The organism is Pseudoduganella violaceinigra DSM 15887 (genome assembly GCF_000425385.1).
Taxonomy (GTDB): Bacteria; Pseudomonadota; Gammaproteobacteria; order Burkholderiales; family Burkholderiaceae_D; genus Rugamonas; species Rugamonas violaceinigra.
This window is the reverse complement of record NZ_KE384356.1, coordinates 424,881-442,476: the sequence shown is the minus strand read 5'-3', so window position 1 is coordinate 442,476 and position 17,596 is coordinate 424,881. Positions and strand designations below refer to the sequence as shown.

24 protein-coding genes and 1 tRNA gene are annotated in these 17,596 nt (G+C 63.2%); 10 read left to right on the top strand and 15 right to left on the bottom strand.

Going from position 1 to position 17,596, the window contains the following annotated elements:
- Positions 1 to 909 (top strand): hydroxymethylglutaryl-CoA lyase, encoded by a 909-nt coding sequence (locus tag H597_RS0118705; protein WP_028103476.1) that lies wholly within the window; start codon positions 1 to 3, stop codon positions 907 to 909.
- 37 nt (positions 910 to 946) lie between these two features.
- Here the strand turns inward: H597_RS0118705 and H597_RS33420 are convergent, their stop codons facing one another.
- Both H597_RS33420 and H597_RS0118695 read right to left on the bottom strand, forming a co-directional pair.
- Entirely contained in the window at positions 947 to 1,648 is a 702-nt protein-coding gene (locus H597_RS33420) for a CPCC family cysteine-rich protein (protein WP_083941181.1), read from the bottom strand.
- 62 nt (positions 1,649 to 1,710) lie between these two features.
- A tRNA-Pro gene (locus tag H597_RS0118695) sits at positions 1,711 to 1,787 on the bottom strand.
- A gap of 68 nt (positions 1,788 to 1,855) precedes the next feature.
- Between H597_RS0118695 and H597_RS0118690 the strand changes: the two genes are divergently transcribed.
- Positions 1,856 to 2,416, top strand: coding sequence for a hypothetical protein (locus H597_RS0118690; RefSeq protein ID WP_154668161.1), 561 nt, complete (start codon positions 1,856 to 1,858; stop codon positions 2,414 to 2,416).
- Positions 2,417 to 2,436: 20 nt separating this feature from the next.
- Here the strand turns inward: H597_RS0118690 and rsmI are convergent, their stop codons facing one another.
- Positions 2,437 to 3,339, bottom strand: a complete 903-nt coding sequence (rsmI, locus tag H597_RS0118685; protein ID WP_028103474.1) for a 16S rRNA (cytidine(1402)-2'-O)-methyltransferase — start codon at positions 3,337 to 3,339, stop codon at positions 2,437 to 2,439.
- Positions 3,340 to 3,349: 10 nt separating this feature from the next.
- On the opposite strand from rsmI, the gene H597_RS0118680 reads away from it, so the two are divergent.
- Genes H597_RS0118680 through H597_RS34935 form a run of 5 tightly spaced genes read left to right on the top strand, consistent with a single transcriptional unit; the run spans position 3,350 to position 6,806 of the window.
- Positions 3,350 to 4,645, top strand: a complete 1,296-nt coding sequence (locus H597_RS0118680; protein WP_035374627.1) for a penicillin-binding protein activator — start codon at positions 3,350 to 3,352, stop codon at positions 4,643 to 4,645.
- Positions 4,646 to 4,653: 8 nt separating this feature from the next.
- Positions 4,654 to 5,010, top strand: coding sequence for a YraN family protein (locus tag H597_RS0118675; protein ID WP_028103472.1), 357 nt, complete (start codon positions 4,654 to 4,656; stop codon positions 5,008 to 5,010).
- A 58-nt stretch (positions 5,011 to 5,068) separates the two neighbouring features.
- Entirely contained in the window at positions 5,069 to 5,665 is a 597-nt protein-coding gene (locus tag H597_RS0118670; RefSeq protein ID WP_028103471.1) for a phosphoheptose isomerase, read from the top strand.
- Positions 5,658 to 6,284: a BON domain-containing protein gene (locus tag H597_RS34940; protein WP_028103470.1), complete on the top strand. Its 627-nt coding sequence runs from the start codon at positions 5,658 to 5,660 to the stop codon at positions 6,282 to 6,284. The genes H597_RS0118670 and H597_RS34940 overlap by 8 nt, the downstream gene beginning before the upstream one ends.
- 9 nt (positions 6,285 to 6,293) lie before the next feature.
- Positions 6,294 to 6,806, top strand: coding sequence for a peroxiredoxin family protein (locus tag H597_RS34935; protein WP_028103469.1), 513 nt, complete (start codon positions 6,294 to 6,296; stop codon positions 6,804 to 6,806).
- Between the two features lie 5 nt (positions 6,807 to 6,811).
- On the opposite strand, the gene H597_RS0118655 is transcribed toward H597_RS34935, so the two are convergent.
- Genes H597_RS0118655 through H597_RS0118645 form a run of 3 tightly spaced genes read right to left on the bottom strand, consistent with a single transcriptional unit; the run spans position 6,812 to position 8,948 of the window.
- Complete coding sequence (locus H597_RS0118655) at positions 6,812 to 7,243, bottom strand: hypothetical protein (protein ID WP_028103468.1); 432 nt, start codon at positions 7,241 to 7,243, stop codon at positions 6,812 to 6,814.
- Positions 7,244 to 7,245: 2 nt separating this feature from the next.
- On the bottom strand, positions 7,246 to 8,496 hold the full coding sequence (locus H597_RS0118650) for a DUF3034 family protein (RefSeq protein ID WP_083941180.1): 1,251 nt from the start codon (positions 8,494 to 8,496) through the stop codon (positions 7,246 to 7,248).
- A 35-nt stretch (positions 8,497 to 8,531) separates the two neighbouring features.
- Positions 8,532 to 8,948: a PaaI family thioesterase gene (locus H597_RS0118645; protein ID WP_028103466.1), complete on the bottom strand. Its 417-nt coding sequence runs from the start codon at positions 8,946 to 8,948 to the stop codon at positions 8,532 to 8,534.
- 150 nt (positions 8,949 to 9,098) lie between these two features.
- Here H597_RS0118645 and H597_RS0118640 point away from each other — a divergent pair, with 150 nt between their 5' ends.
- A complete protein-coding gene (locus H597_RS0118640) occupies positions 9,099 to 9,356 on the top strand; it encodes a DUF6966 domain-containing protein (protein WP_028103465.1) in 258 nt (85 codons plus the stop codon).
- Here the strand turns inward: H597_RS0118640 and H597_RS0118635 are convergent.
- Positions 9,353 to 10,015: a uracil-DNA glycosylase gene (locus H597_RS0118635; protein WP_028103464.1), complete on the bottom strand. Its 663-nt coding sequence runs from the start codon at positions 10,013 to 10,015 to the stop codon at positions 9,353 to 9,355. The two genes, H597_RS0118640 and H597_RS0118635, sit on opposite strands and share 4 nt — an antisense overlap.
- Between H597_RS0118635 and H597_RS0118630 the strand changes: the two genes are divergently transcribed.
- Complete coding sequence (locus H597_RS0118630) at positions 9,947 to 10,732, top strand: CHAD domain-containing protein (RefSeq protein ID WP_083941194.1); 786 nt, start codon at positions 9,947 to 9,949, stop codon at positions 10,730 to 10,732. The genes H597_RS0118635 and H597_RS0118630 overlap by 69 nt on opposite strands.
- Here the strand turns inward: H597_RS0118630 and H597_RS0118625 are convergent.
- From H597_RS0118625 to yfcF, 4 genes are all read right to left on the bottom strand, one after another.
- On the bottom strand, positions 10,729 to 11,280 hold the full coding sequence (locus H597_RS0118625; RefSeq protein WP_028103462.1) for a YdeI/OmpD-associated family protein: 552 nt from the start codon (positions 11,278 to 11,280) through the stop codon (positions 10,729 to 10,731). The two genes, H597_RS0118630 and H597_RS0118625, sit on opposite strands and share 4 nt — an antisense overlap.
- Positions 11,281 to 11,383: 103 nt before the next feature.
- A complete protein-coding gene (gene lipA / locus H597_RS0118620) occupies positions 11,384 to 12,340 on the bottom strand; it encodes a lipoyl synthase (RefSeq protein ID WP_028103461.1) in 957 nt (318 codons plus the stop codon).
- Between the two features lie 12 nt (positions 12,341 to 12,352).
- A complete protein-coding gene (lipB, locus tag H597_RS0118615; protein ID WP_028103460.1) occupies positions 12,353 to 13,033 on the bottom strand; it encodes a lipoyl(octanoyl) transferase LipB in 681 nt (226 codons plus the stop codon).
- A gap of 86 nt (positions 13,034 to 13,119) precedes the next feature.
- A complete protein-coding gene (gene yfcF, locus H597_RS0118610; RefSeq protein WP_028103459.1) occupies positions 13,120 to 13,749 on the bottom strand; it encodes a glutathione transferase in 630 nt (209 codons plus the stop codon).
- A gap of 106 nt (positions 13,750 to 13,855) precedes the next feature.
- On the opposite strand from yfcF, the gene gcvA reads away from it, so the two are divergent.
- A complete protein-coding gene (gene gcvA, locus H597_RS0118605) occupies positions 13,856 to 14,749 on the top strand; it encodes a transcriptional regulator GcvA (protein ID WP_028103458.1) in 894 nt (297 codons plus the stop codon).
- On the opposite strand, the gene H597_RS0118600 is transcribed toward gcvA, so the two are convergent.
- The 4 genes from H597_RS0118600 to H597_RS0118585 form a co-directional block, all read right to left on the bottom strand.
- Complete coding sequence (locus H597_RS0118600) at positions 14,733 to 15,008, bottom strand: HP0495 family protein (RefSeq protein WP_028103457.1); 276 nt, start codon at positions 15,006 to 15,008, stop codon at positions 14,733 to 14,735. The two genes, gcvA and H597_RS0118600, sit on opposite strands and share 17 nt — an antisense overlap.
- A gap of 113 nt (positions 15,009 to 15,121) precedes the next feature.
- Complete coding sequence (locus H597_RS0118595; RefSeq protein WP_028103456.1) at positions 15,122 to 15,892, bottom strand: hypothetical protein; 771 nt, start codon at positions 15,890 to 15,892, stop codon at positions 15,122 to 15,124.
- A gap of 42 nt (positions 15,893 to 15,934) precedes the next feature.
- A complete protein-coding gene (locus tag H597_RS0118590) occupies positions 15,935 to 16,711 on the bottom strand; it encodes a DUF2491 family protein (RefSeq protein WP_028103455.1) in 777 nt (258 codons plus the stop codon).
- A gap of 3 nt (positions 16,712 to 16,714) precedes the next feature.
- On the bottom strand, positions 16,715 to 17,542 hold the full coding sequence (locus tag H597_RS0118585; RefSeq protein WP_028103454.1) for a hypothetical protein: 828 nt from the start codon (positions 17,540 to 17,542) through the stop codon (positions 16,715 to 16,717).
- Between the last annotated feature and the right edge of the window lie 54 nt (positions 17,543 to 17,596).

Below are 17,596 nucleotides of genomic sequence, written 5' to 3'. Positions count from 1 at the left end.
ATGAGTTTGCCAAAGAAGGTCAAGATTGTTGAAGTGGGTCCGCGCGACGGCTTGCAGAATGAGAAGGGCGACGTTCCGGCCGATGTGAAGATCGAGCTGGTCAACCGCCTGACGGAAGCGGGCTTCCCGAATATTGAAGCGGCGTCCTTTGTGTCGCCGAAGTGGGTGCCGCAGATGGCCACCTCGAAAGAAGTCATGGCGGGCATAACGCGCAAGCCGGGCGTGATCTATTCCGCGCTGACGCCGAATATGCAGGGCTTCGACGCTGCTTTAGCTGCCGGCGCCAATGAGGTGGTGATTTTCGGCGCCGCCTCGGAAGCGTTCTCTCAGAAGAACATCAACTGCTCCATCGCTGAATCGATCGAGCGCTTCGTGCCGGTCGCCAAGGCGGCCAAGGATGCCGGCCTGCGCCTGCGCGCTTCGGTCAGCACCGCGTTCGGCTGCCCGTACCAGGGCGAGGTGCCGCTGGACGCCGTGGCATACGTGGTGGGCCGCATGCGCGACCTGGGCTGCGACGAAATCGATATCGCCGACACCATCGGCGTGTCCACCCCGCGCAAGACGCAGGCTGTGATGGAACGCGCGATCAAGGAGTTCCGCGCCAACGCGCTGGCGGGCCACTTCCACGACACTTACGGCCAGGCGCTGGCGAATATGTATGCTTCGATGGAAGTGGGGATCGAGATTTTCCACTCCTCCGTGTCCGGTCTGGGCGGCTGCCCTTATGCCAAGGGTGCCACCGGCAACGTCGCCACGGAAGACGTGATCTACATGATGAATGGCCTTGGCATTGAAACCGGCGTGGACCTGGACAAGGTGGTCGACGCGGGCCAGTTCATTTCCAGCTTCCTGGGCCGCAAGGCCGCCAGCCGCGCCGGCAACGCGATTGCCGCCAAGCGCGCGGGATAAACAAGCAGGCGCATTGCATGCTTGAGCGGATGAGCGCCTAAGTTTCGTCCGAACGGCCACGCAGCAGGAATATTCCCAGCAGCGTGGCCGCTGCGCGCTGCAGCGATTGCCAGTTCGGCGTTTCGAACAGCCGCTCCAACCGCGGCAGGGGTTGCGGCGCGCCCTCCGCGATTTCACGCCAGGCACGCGCAAACTGCGCGATGCCATTGCGTTCTTCCGCCGAAAAGACCGGTTCAGTGAAATGCTGCTTCCAGTCCGGCGTCACCCAATCTTCCCACTGGTTCACCACCTCATCGGCTGCCGACATGCCCGGTGCGGCGGCCTGCAGCTGCCTTTGCGCGTCGAAGGAGCTGGCCAGCTCCAAGTATTCGATGATGCGGTTGCGCACGCGGCGCAGGCCGACCGGCTGCTCCGGCACAGAAGAGCGGGGCGTGCGCAGCCAATAATACAGGTCATAGGTGGTGCCGTCGGCTGCGGGCTCGCCGCCGGGAATATCGGCTTTCTGCTGCCACAATGGGAACCAGTGCGGATCGCGTACATGGCCAGCGCCGGCCAGGGCGCCACCAAACTGCACGTGGCGCACTTGCGCTTCCGCCAGGCTGTGCGCGTTCGCGCCGCCGGCCAGGAAAGGGGAGTAGAGCTGCGGCAAATCGTCGCGCCAGTCGCAGACAGGGCACGGCGCGAGCGAGCCGGGGGCTCCTGCAAAGGTGGCGTATCCGCAGCAAGGGCAGGTGTACATGGCGCTGATCCTAACGCAGAAAAAAAAAGACCTGCACGAATGCAGGTCTTTTTTCTGAAACTTGGTCGGAGTACAAGGATTCGAACCTTGGACCCTCTGCTCCCAAAGCAGATGCGCTACCGGGCTGCGCTACACTCCGAAGAAGCAAGATAATACAAGCTGGGTCGGGGAGCGTCAACCCCCAATTTCAAAATGGAAGGAATTTTCGTGGAAGTAGCGGCTTATCGTCCGCCGGGATGGCGCATAGCCGTCGGTATCCTTATTTCCTTGCTACTGCATGTGGCGGCGGTGGTCTTCCTGCGCCTGCCCGCTCCGCATCTCGTAGCGGACGCGCGCACCTGGCTGACGGAAGTGGAGGTGAGATTGGTGCCTTCGCCAGTACCGCCGCAGGCGCTTGCACCGGAACCGGAAGCTGTCGCGGCCGCCGCACCGCGCAAGCCGCTGCGCCGGGTCGAACCACGCGCACATCCGCAGCAGGCGCCGATCGAGCTGGCGACCCGGCCGGCGCACGAATCCACCCTGGTCTTGCCTCCGGCCGAAACAGGTCCGGCAGCGCACTTCGACCGCGAAGCGGCCAAGGCGGCGGCGCGCGGCATTGCCGCCGAACTGGGTCCTGCCGAGCCGGGCTTGCGCGCAAGCCGCGATGAACAACTGGGCCGTCAAATCCAGCAGGCCGCGCGCCCGCATTGCAAGGATGGCATCCCCGGCGGCCTGCTGGCCCCGCTGTATTTACTAATGGATAAGAAAGACAGCGGCTGCAAGTGGTAAGGAAGAGATGCGTCCCTGGTTTACGGTTTGAGCTCGAGGGCGCGGTCGTAGAGGGCGTTCTTTTTCCTGCCGGTGATCTGGGCGGCAAGCGCAGCGGCTTGTTTGACTGGCAACTCGGCCAGCAGGATCTGCAGGATGCGGTCGGTCTCGGCGTCCTGCCCGGCGTCAGCCGGCGGGGCGCCTTCGACCAGGACCACGAATTCGCCTTTTTCGTGGTTGGCATCGGATTTCAGCCAAGCCACGGCGTCCCCCAGCGGGCAGCGGTGGATCTGTTCGAACAATTTGCTCACTTCGCGGGCGAACACGACCTGGCGCTCGGCGCCGAAGACCTCGGCCAAGGCCTGCGCGCACTCGATAATGCGGTGCGGCGCTTCGTAGAACACCAGCGTGGCCGGCGCGCCCACCAGTCCTTGCAGCACCACTTCGCGCTGTTTGGCTTTGGAGGGCAAAAATCCAACAAAGTGGAATTGATCGTTGACCAAGCCACTCGCCGACAGGGCCGCCACGACCGCCGACGCGCCCGGCAGCGGGATCACCCGCAAGCCAGCCGCCCGCACCGCGTCGACAATCCGCGCGCCCGGGTCGGAAACCGCCGGGGTGCCCGCGTCCGAGACCAGCGCAATACGCTCGCCGGCCTGCAGGCGCCGGATCAGGCCTTCCGCAGCCTCCCTTTCGTTGTGCATATGCGCCGCCAGCAGGGGCTTGTGCAAGCCGAAACGGTTCATCAGCTGAGCCGTATTGCGGGTGTCTTCGCAGGCCACGGCGTCCACCAGCGACAGTACGTGCAGGGCGCGCAGGCTAATGTCGGTTACATTGCCGATTGGCGTAGCCACTACGTATAAAGATGCCGTAGGATAGTTCTGGTGGACAGTCTCGCCGAGGATAGGTAGACCTGCGAGCGGGCTGGATTCTTGTAAGGTCATTGGGGGTAGGATGCTGTATAAAAATATCAATAAACTGATACTCTGCGCCGCCGTCGCGATGCTGGCAAGCGGCTGCAGCACGCCGTGCGACGCGCCGGGGGGATTGTGCGCGCCAATCACGCCGGTGACAAGTGCGCCGCCGGCCAAGGTGGCGGCGCGGCCGAAACCGGCCACGCCTCCCGAGCCGGAAACCGTGGTCGAAACCTTTGCCGTGCCGTCGCCGGACGACGCGCGGGCGCCGGAGATGATGCAGGTGGTTCCGCAGCCGCAGGAAAACGCGGGCGGCAGGCCGTACCGCATCGCGCTGCTGCTGCCGCTGCGCTCGGAGGCCCTGGGCCGCGCTGCCGACGCCCTGCGCGCCGGCTTCATGGCGGCGCGCGAGCGCGACGGCCACGGCCTGGAAATCAATGTGGTGGAAACCGGCGACTCGACGCAGGAAGTGCTGTCCGCCTACGTCACCGCCCAGGAAAAGAACGATATGGTGGTCGGCCCCCTGGCGCGTGCCGCGGTCACCGCCATCGCCACCAGCCCGCTGGTGGACAAGCCGACCATCGCGCTGAACCGTCCCGACCTGCGCGGCGACCCGCAGATTCCGCCGCAGATGCTGGCGATCGGCCTGTCGATCGAGGAAGAGGCGCGCCAGGTCGCGGAATGGGCGGCACGCGAGAATCCTTCGGCGCACGCCCTGGTCATTTCCGGCAATTCGTCGTGGCAGAAGCGCATCGCCAGCGCCATCATGGCCGACTTGCGCCGCCTGGGCCTTGGCGCCCGCAGTTTTGACATGATGCCGGTCAACGGCTACCTGCAGGACGCGGAACTGGTGGCCCTGCGCACCCGCCTGCAGAACGAGCCGGCCAGCGTGCTGTTTGCGGCGCTCGATCCGGACCAGGCGCGCCAGCTGAAAATCGCCTTGTCGGCGCCGCCGCTGGGCGACATCCCGCTGTACGGCACCTCGTCGCTGAACCCGGGCCGCACCATGTACCGTGCCGGTCCGGAACTCGACGGCGTGCGCCTGCTCGACCTGCCTTGGCTGGTGCAGCGCGACCATCCGGCGGTCATGGCCTATCCCCAGCCGGAATCGCGCGACGAGGTGCGGATCAGCGCCGACATGGAGCGGGTCTATGCGCTGGGCATCGACGCCTTCCGCATTGCCCGCGAAATTGCCTACCAGCCGCAGCGCCGTTTCCAGCTGGACGGCGTGACGGGCCAGCTGACCATCGATTTCGGCAATGGCCCGTCCTGGTTTGAGCGCATCGAGGTCCCCGCCGAGTACCACAACGGCGTACCGTCCCCGGTGGGGCAGTAGGAAAGCCCATGCCGCGCACCGAATTGCAGGAAATCGGGCGCGAAGGCGAAGACCGCGCCCTGGCCTTCCTGGAACAGCAGGGCCTGAAACTGGTCGAACGCAATTTCCTGTGCAAGGTGGGCGAGCTGGACCTGGTCATGCAGGACGGCGCCCACCTGGTCTTTATCGAGGTGCGCGAGCGCAGTACGCCCTTTTTCGGCGGCGCCGCGGCCAGCATTTCGCCCGCCAAGCAACGCCGCATCCTGCGTGCCGCCAAGTTTTACCTGCTGCGCTTTGCCAACATGCCGCCGTGCCGGATCGACGTGGTGGCCATCGACGGCGACCGCATAAACTGGCTGCGCAACGCTATCATTGATCAAATGTAAGCATTTTTAACAGCGCTTGTGAGGCCAGCCAAGCCGCTGCACTATAATTACGCACACTATGACTAATCAACGCATCCTCTCGCACTTCCACGAAAGTGCCGAAATCAAGATCCAGTCGGCGACCGTGCTGGCGCAGCCTATCGCGCAGGCGGTGGATCTGATGTTTTCCGCCCTGTCGAACGGCAACAAGATCCTGGCCTGCGGCAACGGCGGCTCTGCAGCCGACGCCCAGCACTTCGCTGCGGAACTGGTGGGCCGCTTTGAGCGCGAACGCTTCCCGCTGCCGGCCATTTCGCTGGCGACCGACACCTCGATCCTGACCGCTGTGGCGAACGACTACAGCTACCGCGAGATCTTCTCCAAGCAGGTGCAGGCGCTCGGCCAGGCCGGCGACATCCTGCTGGCCGTGTCCACCTCGGGCAATTCGGCCAACGTGATGGCGGCCATCGAGGCAGCCCTGGAGCGCGAGATGCGCGTTGTGGCGCTGACCGGTAAAGGCGGCGGCGCCATCGGCAAGATGCTGACCGATGCCGATGTGCATATCTGCGTGCCGGCGGACCGCACCGCCCGCATCCAGGAAGTCCACCTGTTAACCATCCATTGCCTGTGCGACGGCATCGACGTCGCCCTGTTCGGAGGAGATGTAAATGAATAAAGCCCGTCCACTGGCGCTGGCCGTGATGGCCGCAGTCCTGGCGAGCACCACCCTGTCCGCGTGCGCCCCGCTCATCGTCGGCGGCGCTGTCGCAGGGACTCTTGCAGCATCGGATCGCCGCACCTTCGGCGCCCAGACCGAGGACAAGTCGATTGTGATGAAGGCCGAAGTGAAGCTGCCGAACGTCGTCGACAAAAGCTCGCACGTCAACGTGAACAGCTTCAACCGCCGCGTCCTGATCACCGGCGAAGTACCGGATGACGAAACCAAGGCCAAGGTGGAACGCGAAGTGCGCGGCATCGAGGGCGTATCGAACGTCACCAACGAGCTGGAAATCGGCTTCACTTCCAGCTATACCTCGCGTTCGAACGATGCGCTGATCACGTCCAAGGTCAAACTGAGCCTGGCCGACGCCAAGGATATCTCGGCCAATTCCTTCAAGGTGATCACCGAGAAGGGCGCCGTGTTTCTGATGGGCCGGGTGACCCAGCGCGAAGGCGCGCAGGCAGCCGATATTGCGCGCGGCGTGTCCGGCGTGAGCAAGGTCGTCAAAGTGTTCGAATACATTTCCGAGGACGAGTCGAAGCAGTACCAGTCCGCCCCGGCTTCGCAAGGCTAAGGAACCATCATGAATACCGGGTCCAGGGCGTGGGTCAAACCGGCGATTGCGCTGGCGGTCATGGCCGGTATCGGCCTTACCGCATACCAGTCGCTGAACAAGCGCCAGTCCGCGCCGGCGGTCACCTTCCTCGGCATCAAAGGGGAAAAGATCACGCCCGACAGCCTGAAAGGCAAGGTCGTGATGGTCAACTTCTGGGCCACGTCGTGCACCACCTGCGTGGCCGAGATGCCGGATATGGTCGATACGTACAATAAGTACAAAGGCCAGGGCCTGGAATTCGTCGCCGTGGCGATGAAGTACGACGCGCCCAACTACGTGGTCAACTTCACCGAAACGCGCCAGCTGCCTTTCAAGGTTGCGCTGGACGTTTCAGGCGAAGCGGCGAAAGCTTATGGCGACGTCTCGATGACGCCAACCACCTTTGTCATCGACAAGGACGGCAACATCATCAAGCGCTATGTGGGCAAGCCGGAATTCCCGGCCTTGCATAAGCTGCTGGAGCAGGCCCTGAAGGGCTGACGCCATCAGCCGCGCGACCTGCGTTTCACGCTGATGAAGATTGGCTCGCCGGTGACCAGTGCCATCACAGCGAAGCCGCCCTGCTTGCTGTTTGTCTTCATGCTGTAGCGGCAGAATGCCTGCGCAACGTTCTTGATGCAGGCGATGTCATATTCCGCACGCATGGCAGCGGGCAGGTAGGCCCCGGCTTCCGACTCCGATACCTCGCTGTACGCGCAGCCTTTGCTGCAGCTGATGTCGTGCCAGTCGACGCTCGCCGACTCCTTGCCCTCCATCTTCCAGGTTCCGCCGCTTTGCGACAGGCGATAGAACATGCCGGTCGGATTGCCGTCCCGGCCCATTACTTCGAATGTTCCCGTGTCCGAACTGCCGATCGGCGTGCCGGCGCAAGCGAAGAGTGGCAGAAGCAATGCAGCGATGGATATCAGTTTTTTCATGTTCAAAATCCCGTTTGCGCGGACAGGTATAAGCCGCGCTGCGTCTTAGGGTTAAAGATGGTAATCGTTCCAAGGTCGGCGTAGGCTGCGGTCAGCGAGAAGTGGCGGTTCGGCAGCCATGCAAGGAAGATGTCCTTGTAGGCCTTCTCGTTGTCCACGCCCAGGTTATGCGGCTTGCGGCGGTATTCTGCCCCAAGCACCAGCTTTCGTGTCAACAAGTAGCCGACCGAGAATTCCGGCATCAGCCTGCGGCTTCCCTGCCGGTCCCCGCCAAAGCCCAATAGACCCATCTGGTTGGCGCGCGTGCTGCGCAGGGTGGCGTTCAGCAGCAGGCTTTGCTCCAGCAATATCTTGGTCGCGGAAACGTAGAAATCGGTTCCGCTGGCCGATTTTGCGCCAAGCTGCGTGACGCTGGTCACACCAAGCGCGCCAAGGCCGCCGACGCCCTTGTTCTTCTTGTGCTGCAGGCCGATGGCGATTTGCGGCGTCCAGTGATCCTGTTCGTAGACGGCGTCTCCCACCACGCGCAGCTTGATTCCCGCGATATCCTGCTTGATACGCAGCTGGTCCAGCGGCGCCAGCTCGCCCTCGAAATCCTGGCGCGCCAGCGAAATCTCGACGCGGTCGCCAATACCGATTGCCGCGCCATAGCTCACCAGGCTGTAATCCTGGGTGGCAACCCGGGTGGCGAACGCGCTGGCGCCCCAGCTGTCGCGGGTGCCGTACCCGGCAATCAGGGCCCACGGGACAATGCCGCCGCCAGCGCTTCCCTCCACTGCGGTGACGCCCCCCGTGGCGATCAACTTGCCGTGGTCGGGCTTTGCTTGCGGCGCTCCGCCGCCAGCGGTGACGATATCGCGCTGCATCGGCGCCAGCTTGGCGAGCAGCTGGTTCGAGACGCGGGATGGTACGTGGTTGCGCTCCAGCGCTATCTGCAGGTCTTCCGCCAGCGCGTTGAAATGCAGATTGTTAAGCTTGAGGTCCTCGTGGACCGTCTTCATGTCGCGGTTCTTGTACTTGCCCGTGTATTTGCAAGGGCCGCCCGCGAATTCGCAGATCTGCTCCGCCAACCGCTCCTTCACGACCGGGATATCGAAGCCATCAAAAGTGTCCCTGATGCGCGGGTCGGCCAGCGTAATCTCGAACAGCGCGTCGACGATGCGCGTAATCCCCTGCTTGCCGCCCAGCCCGCGATAAACCTCATCGTCGGCGTAGGGCGTCTGTGCAGACGCCAAGGCGGAAACGGCAAACATTCCAGCGCCAGCAAGCCTGCACAGATAGTTCATGGCTACTCCTTGGGATAGAGGATCATCTGGGTGCAGCGGAACAGCGCGATGGCCTTGCCGTTTGCCTTGTTGGTGACCGTTGCATCCCACACCTGGGTAACGCGGCCGCCATGCACCATGCGCGCGATCACGGAAATCGTGCCTTCGCGGGCGGTGCCAAGGTGATTCGACTTCAGCTCAACGGTGGTGAAGTTCTGCGCACCGGTCGGCAAGTTGGCGATGCAGCCGAAGCCGCAGGCCGTGTCAGCCAGGGTGACGACCGTACCGGCATGCAAGTAGCCGTTGGGGGCCAAGTGGTGCGGCAGGATGTCTATTTCGGCGTGCAATTCGCCATCGGATGCGGCGGTCACACGGACGCCCAGCAGGCCCGTCAAGTTGTTGCGGGTCAGTTCGTTGAGTTTTGCGAGGTCAAACTTCATCGTGCAGGTCTCCGTTACAGTTGGTGAATCATATCAGCCGGAAACAGGGTATGCTTACACTGTCGGACCTGCCCCACAAGGGCCAGGTCTGCAGGCGAGACCAGAAGCTCACAAGGTGGATTCAACCGATTAACTTACGGAGAATGACCTATGAACGAAAGAGAGCAACTGTCTGCCATCGTGCAGCGCATGGAAGTCAAGCTGGCGCAAGGCCACCAGGACGACTGGGCCCGCCTGCTGCACCGTGCCCGCACCTTGAGCGCATTCGACTGCTCGGCCGCAAAGGGCGAAATCCTGCATTATTTCGGCGGCGCCGGTTCCATCAGCGACTTGCAGCTTGACGAAGAATTCAGCGACCTGCGCACCCAGCTCTATTCACTTTGCTACGGCAACCGCACTACGCATTAAGCCCATTGGATGGGCGGCTTACCCTGCTGCGCCAGGTAGGCATTGGCGCGCGAGAAGGGACGGCTGCCGAAGAAGCCCTTGTGGGCTGAAAACGGCGACGGATGGGGCGATGTGATGACCAGGTGCTTGCGCGGGTCGATCAAGGCGCGCTTGGCGATGGCGTAGCTGCCCCACAGGATGAACACCAGGCCCTGGCGCTGCGCCGACAGGCGCTTGATCGCGCCGTCCGTAAAATTCTCCCAGCCCTTGCCCGCATGCGAGCCTGCTTCACGCGCGCGCACCGTCAGCACACTGTTCAACAGGAAGACGCCTTGCCCGGCCCAATCCGAGAGGTCGGTGTGCTGGCGGGATACGCCAAGATCGGATTCCAGCTCCTGGAAGATATTCTGCAGGCTCGGTTGCGGACGATTGCCGTCCGGGACCGAGAAACAGAAACCCATCGCCGCACCAGGCGTGTGATAGGGATCCTGGCCCAGGATGACGACTTTCACATCGTCGAATGGCGTCAGGTCGAAAGCGCGGAAAATATTGCGGCCGGCGGGAAAGCATGGGCGCTCGGCGTATTCCGCGCGCACGAAGCCGGTCAGTGCATGCCAGTATGGCTGGCTGAACTCGTCTTCCAGCTGCGCTTTCCAGGATGGTTCAATACGGACTGTCATATCGAAATCTTATCATTTCGCAGCGGGCCTATACTGGCCGGGCGGCGCCTGCGTGCGCTGCTGTCCGGTGTCCGCCGGTGGGATGCCATGCCGCAGGAAACCGCCGGCGGCCTGCGCTGGCTCGGCGTGGCACTGGGGCATGCGCGCAACTGGGATGTGTTTATCGCCAGCTCCTTGCCCGGCCTGGGCGGCGCATCCGCACCGCTGGCAAAGGCTGCACGTGAACTGGCAGAACAGCAGCACGTCCATATCCACCACCTGCTGGAGGGAGCGCGTTACCGCGCTTTGATGGGCGAATTGGCGATATGGAGCGGCGAACGCCTGTGGCGCGATCCAGGCCGCATCCAGCCTTGGGACAAGGACGCGCGAAAGGTCGCCCAGGCGCTCGTGCAGCGCGGCCGCGCAAAGGTGGCCAAAAGAGTCCGCCTGTTGAACTTGTCGCGGCCCGGCACTTTGCACCGCCTGCGTATCGCCGTGAAGCAGGAACGCTATCTGCGGGAATTCTTTGGCGCCGCCGGCCGCTTGCCGGTGCTGTCGGATGCGCAGGATTTACTGGGCGCCTTGCATGACAGCCATGTCGCCCGCGGCTTGCTGCGGACTTTGCAGGACTATTTGCCGGCCCACGCTGCGGAACTGGCTTTCCTGGAAGGCCTGCTGGCAGGGCGCATGGAGCATTCCATGTCGCCGGCCTGCCGCTTTGCGCGGCGCAAACTTTAGTCGTTCAGGCCCTTGCCGGCCAGGATCTGCGGCATGCATTTCTCAACGCGCGATTCGCGCGTCTTGGCCTGCTTGGCGGCGGCGAAGTGCAGCAGGTAGCCGCGCTGGCGGCCCGGGGTGAGGGCGTAGAAGGCTTCCGCCAGGGCAGGATGCTCATCGAGCTTCTGCAGGAACTCTTCGGCCATCGGGAAATCTTCGGTCTTGCGGTACTCGACCTTTGCGCCCGATTTTTCGACTTCAATCGCTTCCTGGACGTAAACCTTGATTGTCTTTGCTTGCTTCTTGATATCTTTGAGATCGCTGAAACGCAGCTGGCGGCCAGCCTGCACATTCTCGGTCTGCTGCACCAGAATGTCTTCCGGGTCCTGCATCAGGGCGCCCTTGAAGAACAGCAGCGCGCAGTACTCCTTGAAGCCATGGATCAGGACGACGTTCTGGTCGTTATAGGTGAAGCATGAACAGCCCCACTTCTGCTCCTCGGTCAAATGCGTGGAGAGAACGATCTTCCTCAGTTCTTCGAATTCGTGATGCCATTTGTCTTCAGCCATCTGCGCCTCCGTTTTCAGTTGGCGACAATACTACTTCAGAATGGCGGGCGATGCGCGCGACGCCCGGGCCGGCGCATGCGGCCCGGGATGCGGAAGGAAAGGATTACGCCTGCTCGAGGACGTTATGCGCCTGCACGTCGGCGTGGTACGAGGAACGTACCATGGCGCCGACTGCGGCGTGGGCGAAGCCCATTTTGTATGCTTCGTCTTCGAACATTTTGAACACGTCCGGGTGCACGTAGCGGCGCACCGGCAGGTGGCTGTTGGACGGCGCCAGGTACTGGCCGATGGTCAGCATGTCGATGTCGTGCGCACGCATGTCGCGCATCACTTCCAGGATTTCCTCGTCGGTCTCGCCCAGGCCGACCATCAGCCCGGACTTGGTCTTGACGTGCGGGTAGCGTGCCTTGAAGTCTTTCAGCAGCGTCAGCGAGTGCTGGTAGTCGGCGCCCGGGCGCGCTTCCTTGTACAGGCGCGGCACGGTTTCCAGATTGTGGTTCATCACGTCCGGCAGGCCGTCGGCGAAGATGTCCAGCGCTTTTTCCAGGCGGCCGCGGAAGTCCGGCACCAGCACTTCAACCTGGGTCTTGGGCGACAGTTCCTTGGTCTTGGTGATGCACTCGACAAAGTGACCGGCGCCGCCGTCGCGCAGGTCGTCGCGGTCGACCGAGGTGATCACCACGTAAGACAGGCGCAGCTTGGCAATGGTGTTGGCCAGGTTTTGCGGTTCGTCCACGTCCAGCGGGTCCGGACGGCCGTGGCCCACGTCGCAGAATGGACAGCGGCGGGTGCACTTGTCACCCATGATCATGAAGGTAGCAGTCCCCTTGCCGAAGCATTCGCCGATATTCGGGCAGCTCGCTTCTTCGCACACGGTCACCAGCTTGTTCTCGCGCAGGATGTCCTTGATCTCGTAGAAGCGGGAAGATGCCGAAGCCGCCTTGACGCGGATCCATTCCGGCTTCTTCAGGCGTTCGGCCTGTTCGATCGGGATGATCTTGATCGGGATGCGGGAGGTCTTGTCGGCGCCTTTTTGCTTGTCGCTTGGGTTGTAAGTCATAGCTGCTTGCTTTCAAGTTAATTCAGGTTCGGCCACCTGCAGCTGGCGTACCAGCTCGTCGGCCAGGGCCTGCTGGACATCGGCCAGCGGGACATCCACGCCCATCGAACGCATGTCGATGGTTTCCAGGCCTGCGTAACCGCAGGGATTGATCCAGGTGAAGGGGGCCAGGTCCATGCCCACGTTCAGCGATACGCCGTGGTAGGTGCAGCCATTGCCGCGCACCTTCAAGCCGAGGGCGGCGATCTTGGCGCCTTTTTTCGGGCCGTTGGCGATATAGATGCCGGGCGCACCTTCAATGCGCTCGCCGGCCAGATTATACGCGGCCAGCACATTGATAATGGCTTCTTCGATCTTGTTGACGAACTGGCGGGCGTACAGCTTGCCGCCTTTCTTGTTGCGGCGCAGGTCCATCATCAGATAGATCACGACCTGGCCCGGACCGTGGAAGGTCACCTCGCCGCCGCGGTCGGTCTGCACCGTGGGAATGGATCCCGCCTTGGCGGTGGCGCCCGTTAAGATATGGCCGCGGTCCGCGCCCAGGCCCAGGGTATAGACGGGCGGGTGCTCGACGATCCACAGTTCGTCAGGCGTGTCTTCCTGGCGCGCGTCGGTGAAGGCGCGCATGGCTGCGAAAGTCGGCTCGTATTCGGCTTGGCCGAGATGGCGGATCACCGCCGGCTGGATAGGCATAGGGCTTCAGGTCGGAAAAAGCCCCGCCATTATACCGGCCCAAGCCTTGCACTGCTTAATGACTGAGCAGTTTTATGCCGATTTCCTTAGGCAGGCATCAGGTTAATGTTCTTTAGCCAATCTTGCAAAGACTCGCGCTGCCACTGGTGGGCGACGTAATCCTTGAGCTTTTGCGGCACCGGATCGCCGTTCATCACCAGGCGGCTCAGCATGACGGCCAGGTCGGTGTCGGCGATACACCAGCGGCCGAACAGGTTGGGGCCTTCGATCACGCGTTCGGCCAGGCGCACCAGCTTATCCGCCGCCGCCTGGGCGGCGGGGGACAGCGGCTGTTCGGCGCGGCGGTAGAACACCGTGTAGGTGCTGCGCTCTTCCCGCAGCGCCAGCAGGTCGCTGCGGATCCAGGCCTGGATCTGGCGGGCGATGGCCCGCTTCTGCGGCAGCACCGGGTACAGGGCGCGGTGTTCGGGCGCGGGAAACATCTCGTCCAGGTATTCGGTGATGGCGCTCGATTCGGTCAGCATGAAGTCGTTGTGCACCAGGCAGGGCACGCGGCCGGTCAGCGCCTTGCCGGTATAGGACAGCTCCAGGTTCTTGCCCGCTTCCAGGTCCACGGTCTCCATCGCGAAATCGAGGCCTTTTTCGCGCAGGGCGGTGAAGGCGGAAAGGGCATAGGGGCTGGTGAACTGGCTGTCCACATACAGTTTGAGGTGCATCGCGAAGGCTCCGGCTTGGGTTAGGTTTATTCACATGGTATGCCTTGCTTCATGCTTGCCAAAACGATATATTTTCTATTGCCTGGTTAATTTTTCTCACATGAATATGCGTTTGCCGAACTTGTCTGCCCTGCGCGCCTTCGAGGCGGCGGTACGCCACGAGAACTTCTCGCGGGCGGCGGCGGAACTGTGCCTGACGCACGGGGCCATCAGCCACCAGGTGCGCGGGCTGGAGGAAGAACTGGGAGTGCAGCTATTCCTGCGCAATGGCCGGCAGGTGACGGCAACGCCGGAAGCGCGCCGGTATGCCGCCACGGTGGCACGCTGCCTGGCGGAGCTGGCCGACGGCGCGGCCGAGCTGAGACCGGCGCACGGCGTGCAGCGCCTGAGCGTGACGGCCATCCCCTCGTTTGCGGCGCGCTGGCTGGCGCCCCGGCTCGGGCAATTCATCGAGCGGCATCCGAGTATCGAAGTGATCCTGCAGGCCAGCGGCGCTTTGCAGGACCTGGTGCGGGAGGGGATCGATGTCGGCATCCGCTTCGGGCGCGGCAAGTACCCTGGGCTCGATGTCGAACGCCTGATCGGCGAGATCTACTACCCGGTAGTAAGTCCACACTATCGCGGTGGACAACTGCCTGGCTCTCCACAGGATCTGGCGAATGCGACTTTGCTGCGCTCCAACGAGCCCTGGCTACCCTGGTTCCGCGCGGCCGGACTCGCACTGCCGGAGCCTTCCGGCGGCGTGATGTTCGAGGATTTATCGATGCTGATACGCTCGGCCGTCGACGGCGACGGGGTGGCGCTGGTGCGCCATGTGGTGGCGATGCAGGAAATTGCGTCGGGCCAGCTGGTGCGGCTATTCGATATCGCCACCCCCTGCCCGGATGACTACTACCTGGTGAGTCCGCCCGGCGCCCTGCAGAAACCGCAGGTGCGGGCGTTCCGCGAGTGGCTGAAGGCGGAAATCGCCCGCAGCCAGCTGCTTACAACACCATCTTGACCATCGGGTGGCCGGACAGCGCGCGGTAAATATTATCCAGCTGCTCGCGGCTGGTCGCGCGTACGGTGCAGGTCAGGCTGGTGTAATTACCCTTTGCCGAGGGACGCGATTCCATTTTGCCTTCATGGAAAGTCGGGTCGTGCGCGACCACCACTTCAATGATCGTGGGGGCGAAGGCGTCGTGGGTAGCGCCCATCACCTTGATCGGGAAGTCGCTCGGATACTCGATGAGAGACTCTTCAGGCGGGATGGGATTCATCATGATTTTTCCAATCTTGTAACAACAAAAAAAAAGACCCGGCGCGGTGCGAGTGCGCCGGGTTCCATTTTACATCGTTACTTATATGGCTCCGCCGGGGCCGCTTTTCAAGGTCAGGCGGTGGCGGCCGCCTTGTTCGACAGGCGCTGCAGGCGTTCCAGGGCCGACTCGCTGCCGCCGGCAGGGCTGGCGACCGATTTGCGGATCGCTTCGATTTCGGCGGCCTGGTCGTATGGACGCTGGCCGATGTCCGACACGATCTTCATGCCTTCCGCCTCATTGCTGATCTGCTGGGCACGCTTGGTCAGCGCATTCAACGCGCTGGTGTTGCCGCGCATGCCGGACAGGTTGGCCAGCTGGCTCTGGCGGTCGGCGCGCACTTGCTGCAGGTCGCGCTGGGCCTTGGCCTGGGCCAGGGCCTGCATCGCTTTCTTGGCGGCGGCGTCGAAGTCGGCCAGTTGCTGCGACAGGGCGTCGACGATTTTCTGCAGTTCTTCCATATAAGCCTGGGCGTCGGCTTCTTCCTGGATTTCCTGCGGCAGGCGGTTCTTGTTCGCTTCCAGTTCGTCGCAGAACAGGTTGATCGTCGCTTCCGAGATCTGGCCGGCGGCCAGGCGTTCGGCCAGCGTGCCGCTGGCCTTTTCATCGGTTTCGATCAGCTTGCGCAGGCGCACCACGTCGTCGCGCTCCTTGTTGAAGGCGGAGCGGGCCTGGGCCAGCTTTTGCGCGGCGCTGCGCAAGGTGTCGGCCAGGCGGTCGCGGTCGGCCTCGGTCGCCGTTTCCGGGTCAAAACTGGCGATGGCTTCCGAGACGCGGTCGCCCAGGGCGCCAAAGTGCTTGGAAATCAGTCGTGCAGTCAGGGCCCAGCCATTCGAGTTGCTCATGTTTTGCATCCTTTCAGTTAAGTTCGATTTTGCGGCGGTCATTTACTGGATAACCAGCCGTTCCTGCTCCACCGGGATTCCCACTACGAAGTCGACGTGAATCCCGCGTTTGCTTGCATCGCCATTCACGCTCTGGAGAATCTCCGTCGTGACCAGCAGATATTCCTTGCTGCCGTCGCCCAGCTGGCGGGCATAGGGCATGAAGTACAGCTGCTGCTTCAGGCCCTGCATGCCGGCGGCGTCGTCGATGCGGGTTTCGGTGCCCGAGAAGGGCGGGACGAAACCGGCAGTCGGGTCGCCGACATCGCGCTCGAAGTCCAGCGCTTCCTGCTCGCCGAAGGCGCTTGCCAATAGCGCGCCGTCCGCTCCGCTTTCCTCCAGCTGGCTGCGCCACAGGCTGAATTGCAGCTCGCCCAGGCCGGCGCCATCGGCACCGGTGAAGGCGTCCTGGTCTTCCGCCGTGGTGGGGATGAAGCGCAGCAGCTGCGTGCAGTACAGGACTTCCTTCACGGCGCCGTGCTCATCCACATACAGCTGGAGGAACTTCTCCCGGTCGTCTTCATCGCCTTTGGCCAGGTAGTAGCGGTACAGGCGGCCTGCCATCGACAGCTGGAACTGGGAAATGGCCAGGATCCGGCGGTCTTCTGCTGCCGGCAGCGCAAGCAGCGAACCGTTGGCATTGGCGCGCAGCAGGGGCGACATTTGCAGGCCCACCACGCTGCCTATCCTTGCGGCCAGCGGCAGGCCACGGTCTTCCACCGCTGGCGCCTCGCTTTCGCGGCCATGGCGAAGGTAGTTAAACGCGTCTTTCCAGCCCATCCCTTAATTCCTTTCAAATGAATAGTTAGTGTTCTTTTTCACTTCCTGGGCCCGGGCCATCGTGCGGAAGGCTTTCCAGGCCAGCCAGACCATGGCGCCCAGCAGCAGGGCGACCACCAGCTTGGCCAGGGTGCTCGATTCTTGTGCGGCCGGCTTCGCTACCGGGGCACGCACGGGAGCGGGGTTGGCTTCGCCGGCCGTGACGATGTCATTCGCACCCGCCGCATCCGCCATGGCCCCCGAGTTACCCGAAACATCGGCCTGCTGCACCGACGGCGCCGGTGCCGGCTGGGCGGCCGGCGGCGGGGCCGCATGGCCGCTGGCGGCGTGGCCCAGCATGAAACCGCCCAGGCCCCACAGCCAGCCGTTGTTGCGCTCCCGGACGACCACCGTGGCCGGGGTACCGTGCTGGGCATAGCCGCCGGGGCCGCCATAACTGCCGTTGCCGCCGCCGGGCACCGCAGGGGGCTGCGGCGGCATCGTGCCGGCGGCCCCGGTTCCGGCGGCGCCCGACCGGCTGGCCGACATCGTGTCGGCACTGCGGCGGGCGTCGTAGGTGCGCATGGCCTGCTCCTGGGCAGCCTTGCGGTCGAGATCGCGTGACATGGCCGAATCGCGTTGTGGCATGCGCCCCGCAGCGGGAGGCTGCGACTGGCGCTGGCCAAAACTGCCGAATCCGGGCTGGCGCGGGGCGGCCGCGCTGCGCGTCGCCGTGCTCTTGCTCGAAAAACCACTGCGGACAGAGCTGCCTGGTCGCGCATCGGCCGTGTTGGCGACTACAATTGCCACCACGATTGCCATGATGGCCGCGAAGCGAGAGCGCTTGAACATGTGTTTCACCGTTGTCAGGTAGTTAAACTTTGATGAAAATCAGGATATCGTTCA

Bases quoted from the DNA above. Each gene is read 5' to 3' on its own strand.
- yfcF (WP_028103459.1), bottom strand. From the start codon at position 13,749: ATGCACCTCAAACTGTATGTGGACAGCCAGTTCACCAGCCCCTATGCC.
- H597_RS34940 (WP_028103470.1), top strand. From the start codon at position 5,658: ATGAATAAAGCCCGTCCACTGGCGCTGGCCGTGATGGCCGCAGTCCTG.
- H597_RS0118655 (WP_028103468.1), bottom strand. From the start codon at position 7,243: ATGAAAAAACTGATATCCATCGCTGCATTGCTTCTGCCACTCTTCGCT.
- gcvA (WP_028103458.1), top strand. From the start codon at position 13,856: ATGCGTTTGCCGAACTTGTCTGCCCTGCGCGCCTTCGAGGCGGCGGTA.
- H597_RS0118590 (WP_028103455.1), bottom strand. From the start codon at position 16,711: ATGGGCTGGAAAGACGCGTTTAACTACCTTCGCCATGGCCGCGAAAGC.
- H597_RS0118705 (WP_028103476.1), top strand. From the start codon at position 1: ATGAGTTTGCCAAAGAAGGTCAAGATTGTTGAAGTGGGTCCGCGCGAC.
- H597_RS0118670 (WP_028103471.1), top strand. From the start codon at position 5,069: ATGACTAATCAACGCATCCTCTCGCACTTCCACGAAAGTGCCGAAATC.
- H597_RS0118675 (WP_028103472.1), top strand. From the start codon at position 4,654: ATGCCGCGCACCGAATTGCAGGAAATCGGGCGCGAAGGCGAAGACCGC.
- H597_RS0118585 (WP_028103454.1), bottom strand. From the start codon at position 17,542: ATGTTCAAGCGCTCTCGCTTCGCGGCCATCATGGCAATCGTGGTGGCA.
- H597_RS0118650 (WP_083941180.1), bottom strand. From the start codon at position 8,496: ATGTTTGCCGTTTCCGCCTTGGCGTCTGCACAGACGCCCTACGCCGAC.
- H597_RS0118645 (WP_028103466.1), bottom strand. From the start codon at position 8,948: ATGAAGTTTGACCTCGCAAAACTCAACGAACTGACCCGCAACAACTTG.
- H597_RS33420 (WP_083941181.1), bottom strand. From the start codon at position 1,648: ATGTACACCTGCCCTTGCTGCGGATACGCCACCTTTGCAGGAGCCCCC.
- H597_RS34935 (WP_028103469.1), top strand. From the start codon at position 6,294: ATGAATACCGGGTCCAGGGCGTGGGTCAAACCGGCGATTGCGCTGGCG.
- H597_RS0118635 (WP_028103464.1), bottom strand. From the start codon at position 10,015: ATGACAGTCCGTATTGAACCATCCTGGAAAGCGCAGCTGGAAGACGAG.
- rsmI (WP_028103474.1), bottom strand. From the start codon at position 3,339: ATGACCTTACAAGAATCCAGCCCGCTCGCAGGTCTACCTATCCTCGGC.
- H597_RS0118680 (WP_035374627.1), top strand. From the start codon at position 3,350: ATGCTGTATAAAAATATCAATAAACTGATACTCTGCGCCGCCGTCGCG.
- H597_RS0118640 (WP_028103465.1), top strand. From the start codon at position 9,099: ATGAACGAAAGAGAGCAACTGTCTGCCATCGTGCAGCGCATGGAAGTC.
- H597_RS0118600 (WP_028103457.1), bottom strand. From the start codon at position 15,008: ATGAATCCCATCCCGCCTGAAGAGTCTCTCATCGAGTATCCGAGCGAC.
- lipB (WP_028103460.1), bottom strand. From the start codon at position 13,033: ATGCCTATCCAGCCGGCGGTGATCCGCCATCTCGGCCAAGCCGAATAC.
- H597_RS0118630 (WP_083941194.1), top strand. From the start codon at position 9,947: ATGCCAGTATGGCTGGCTGAACTCGTCTTCCAGCTGCGCTTTCCAGGA.
- H597_RS0118625 (WP_028103462.1), bottom strand. From the start codon at position 11,280: ATGGCTGAAGACAAATGGCATCACGAATTCGAAGAACTGAGGAAGATC.
- H597_RS0118595 (WP_028103456.1), bottom strand. From the start codon at position 15,892: ATGAGCAACTCGAATGGCTGGGCCCTGACTGCACGACTGATTTCCAAG.
- lipA (WP_028103461.1), bottom strand. From the start codon at position 12,340: ATGACTTACAACCCAAGCGACAAGCAAAAAGGCGCCGACAAGACCTCC.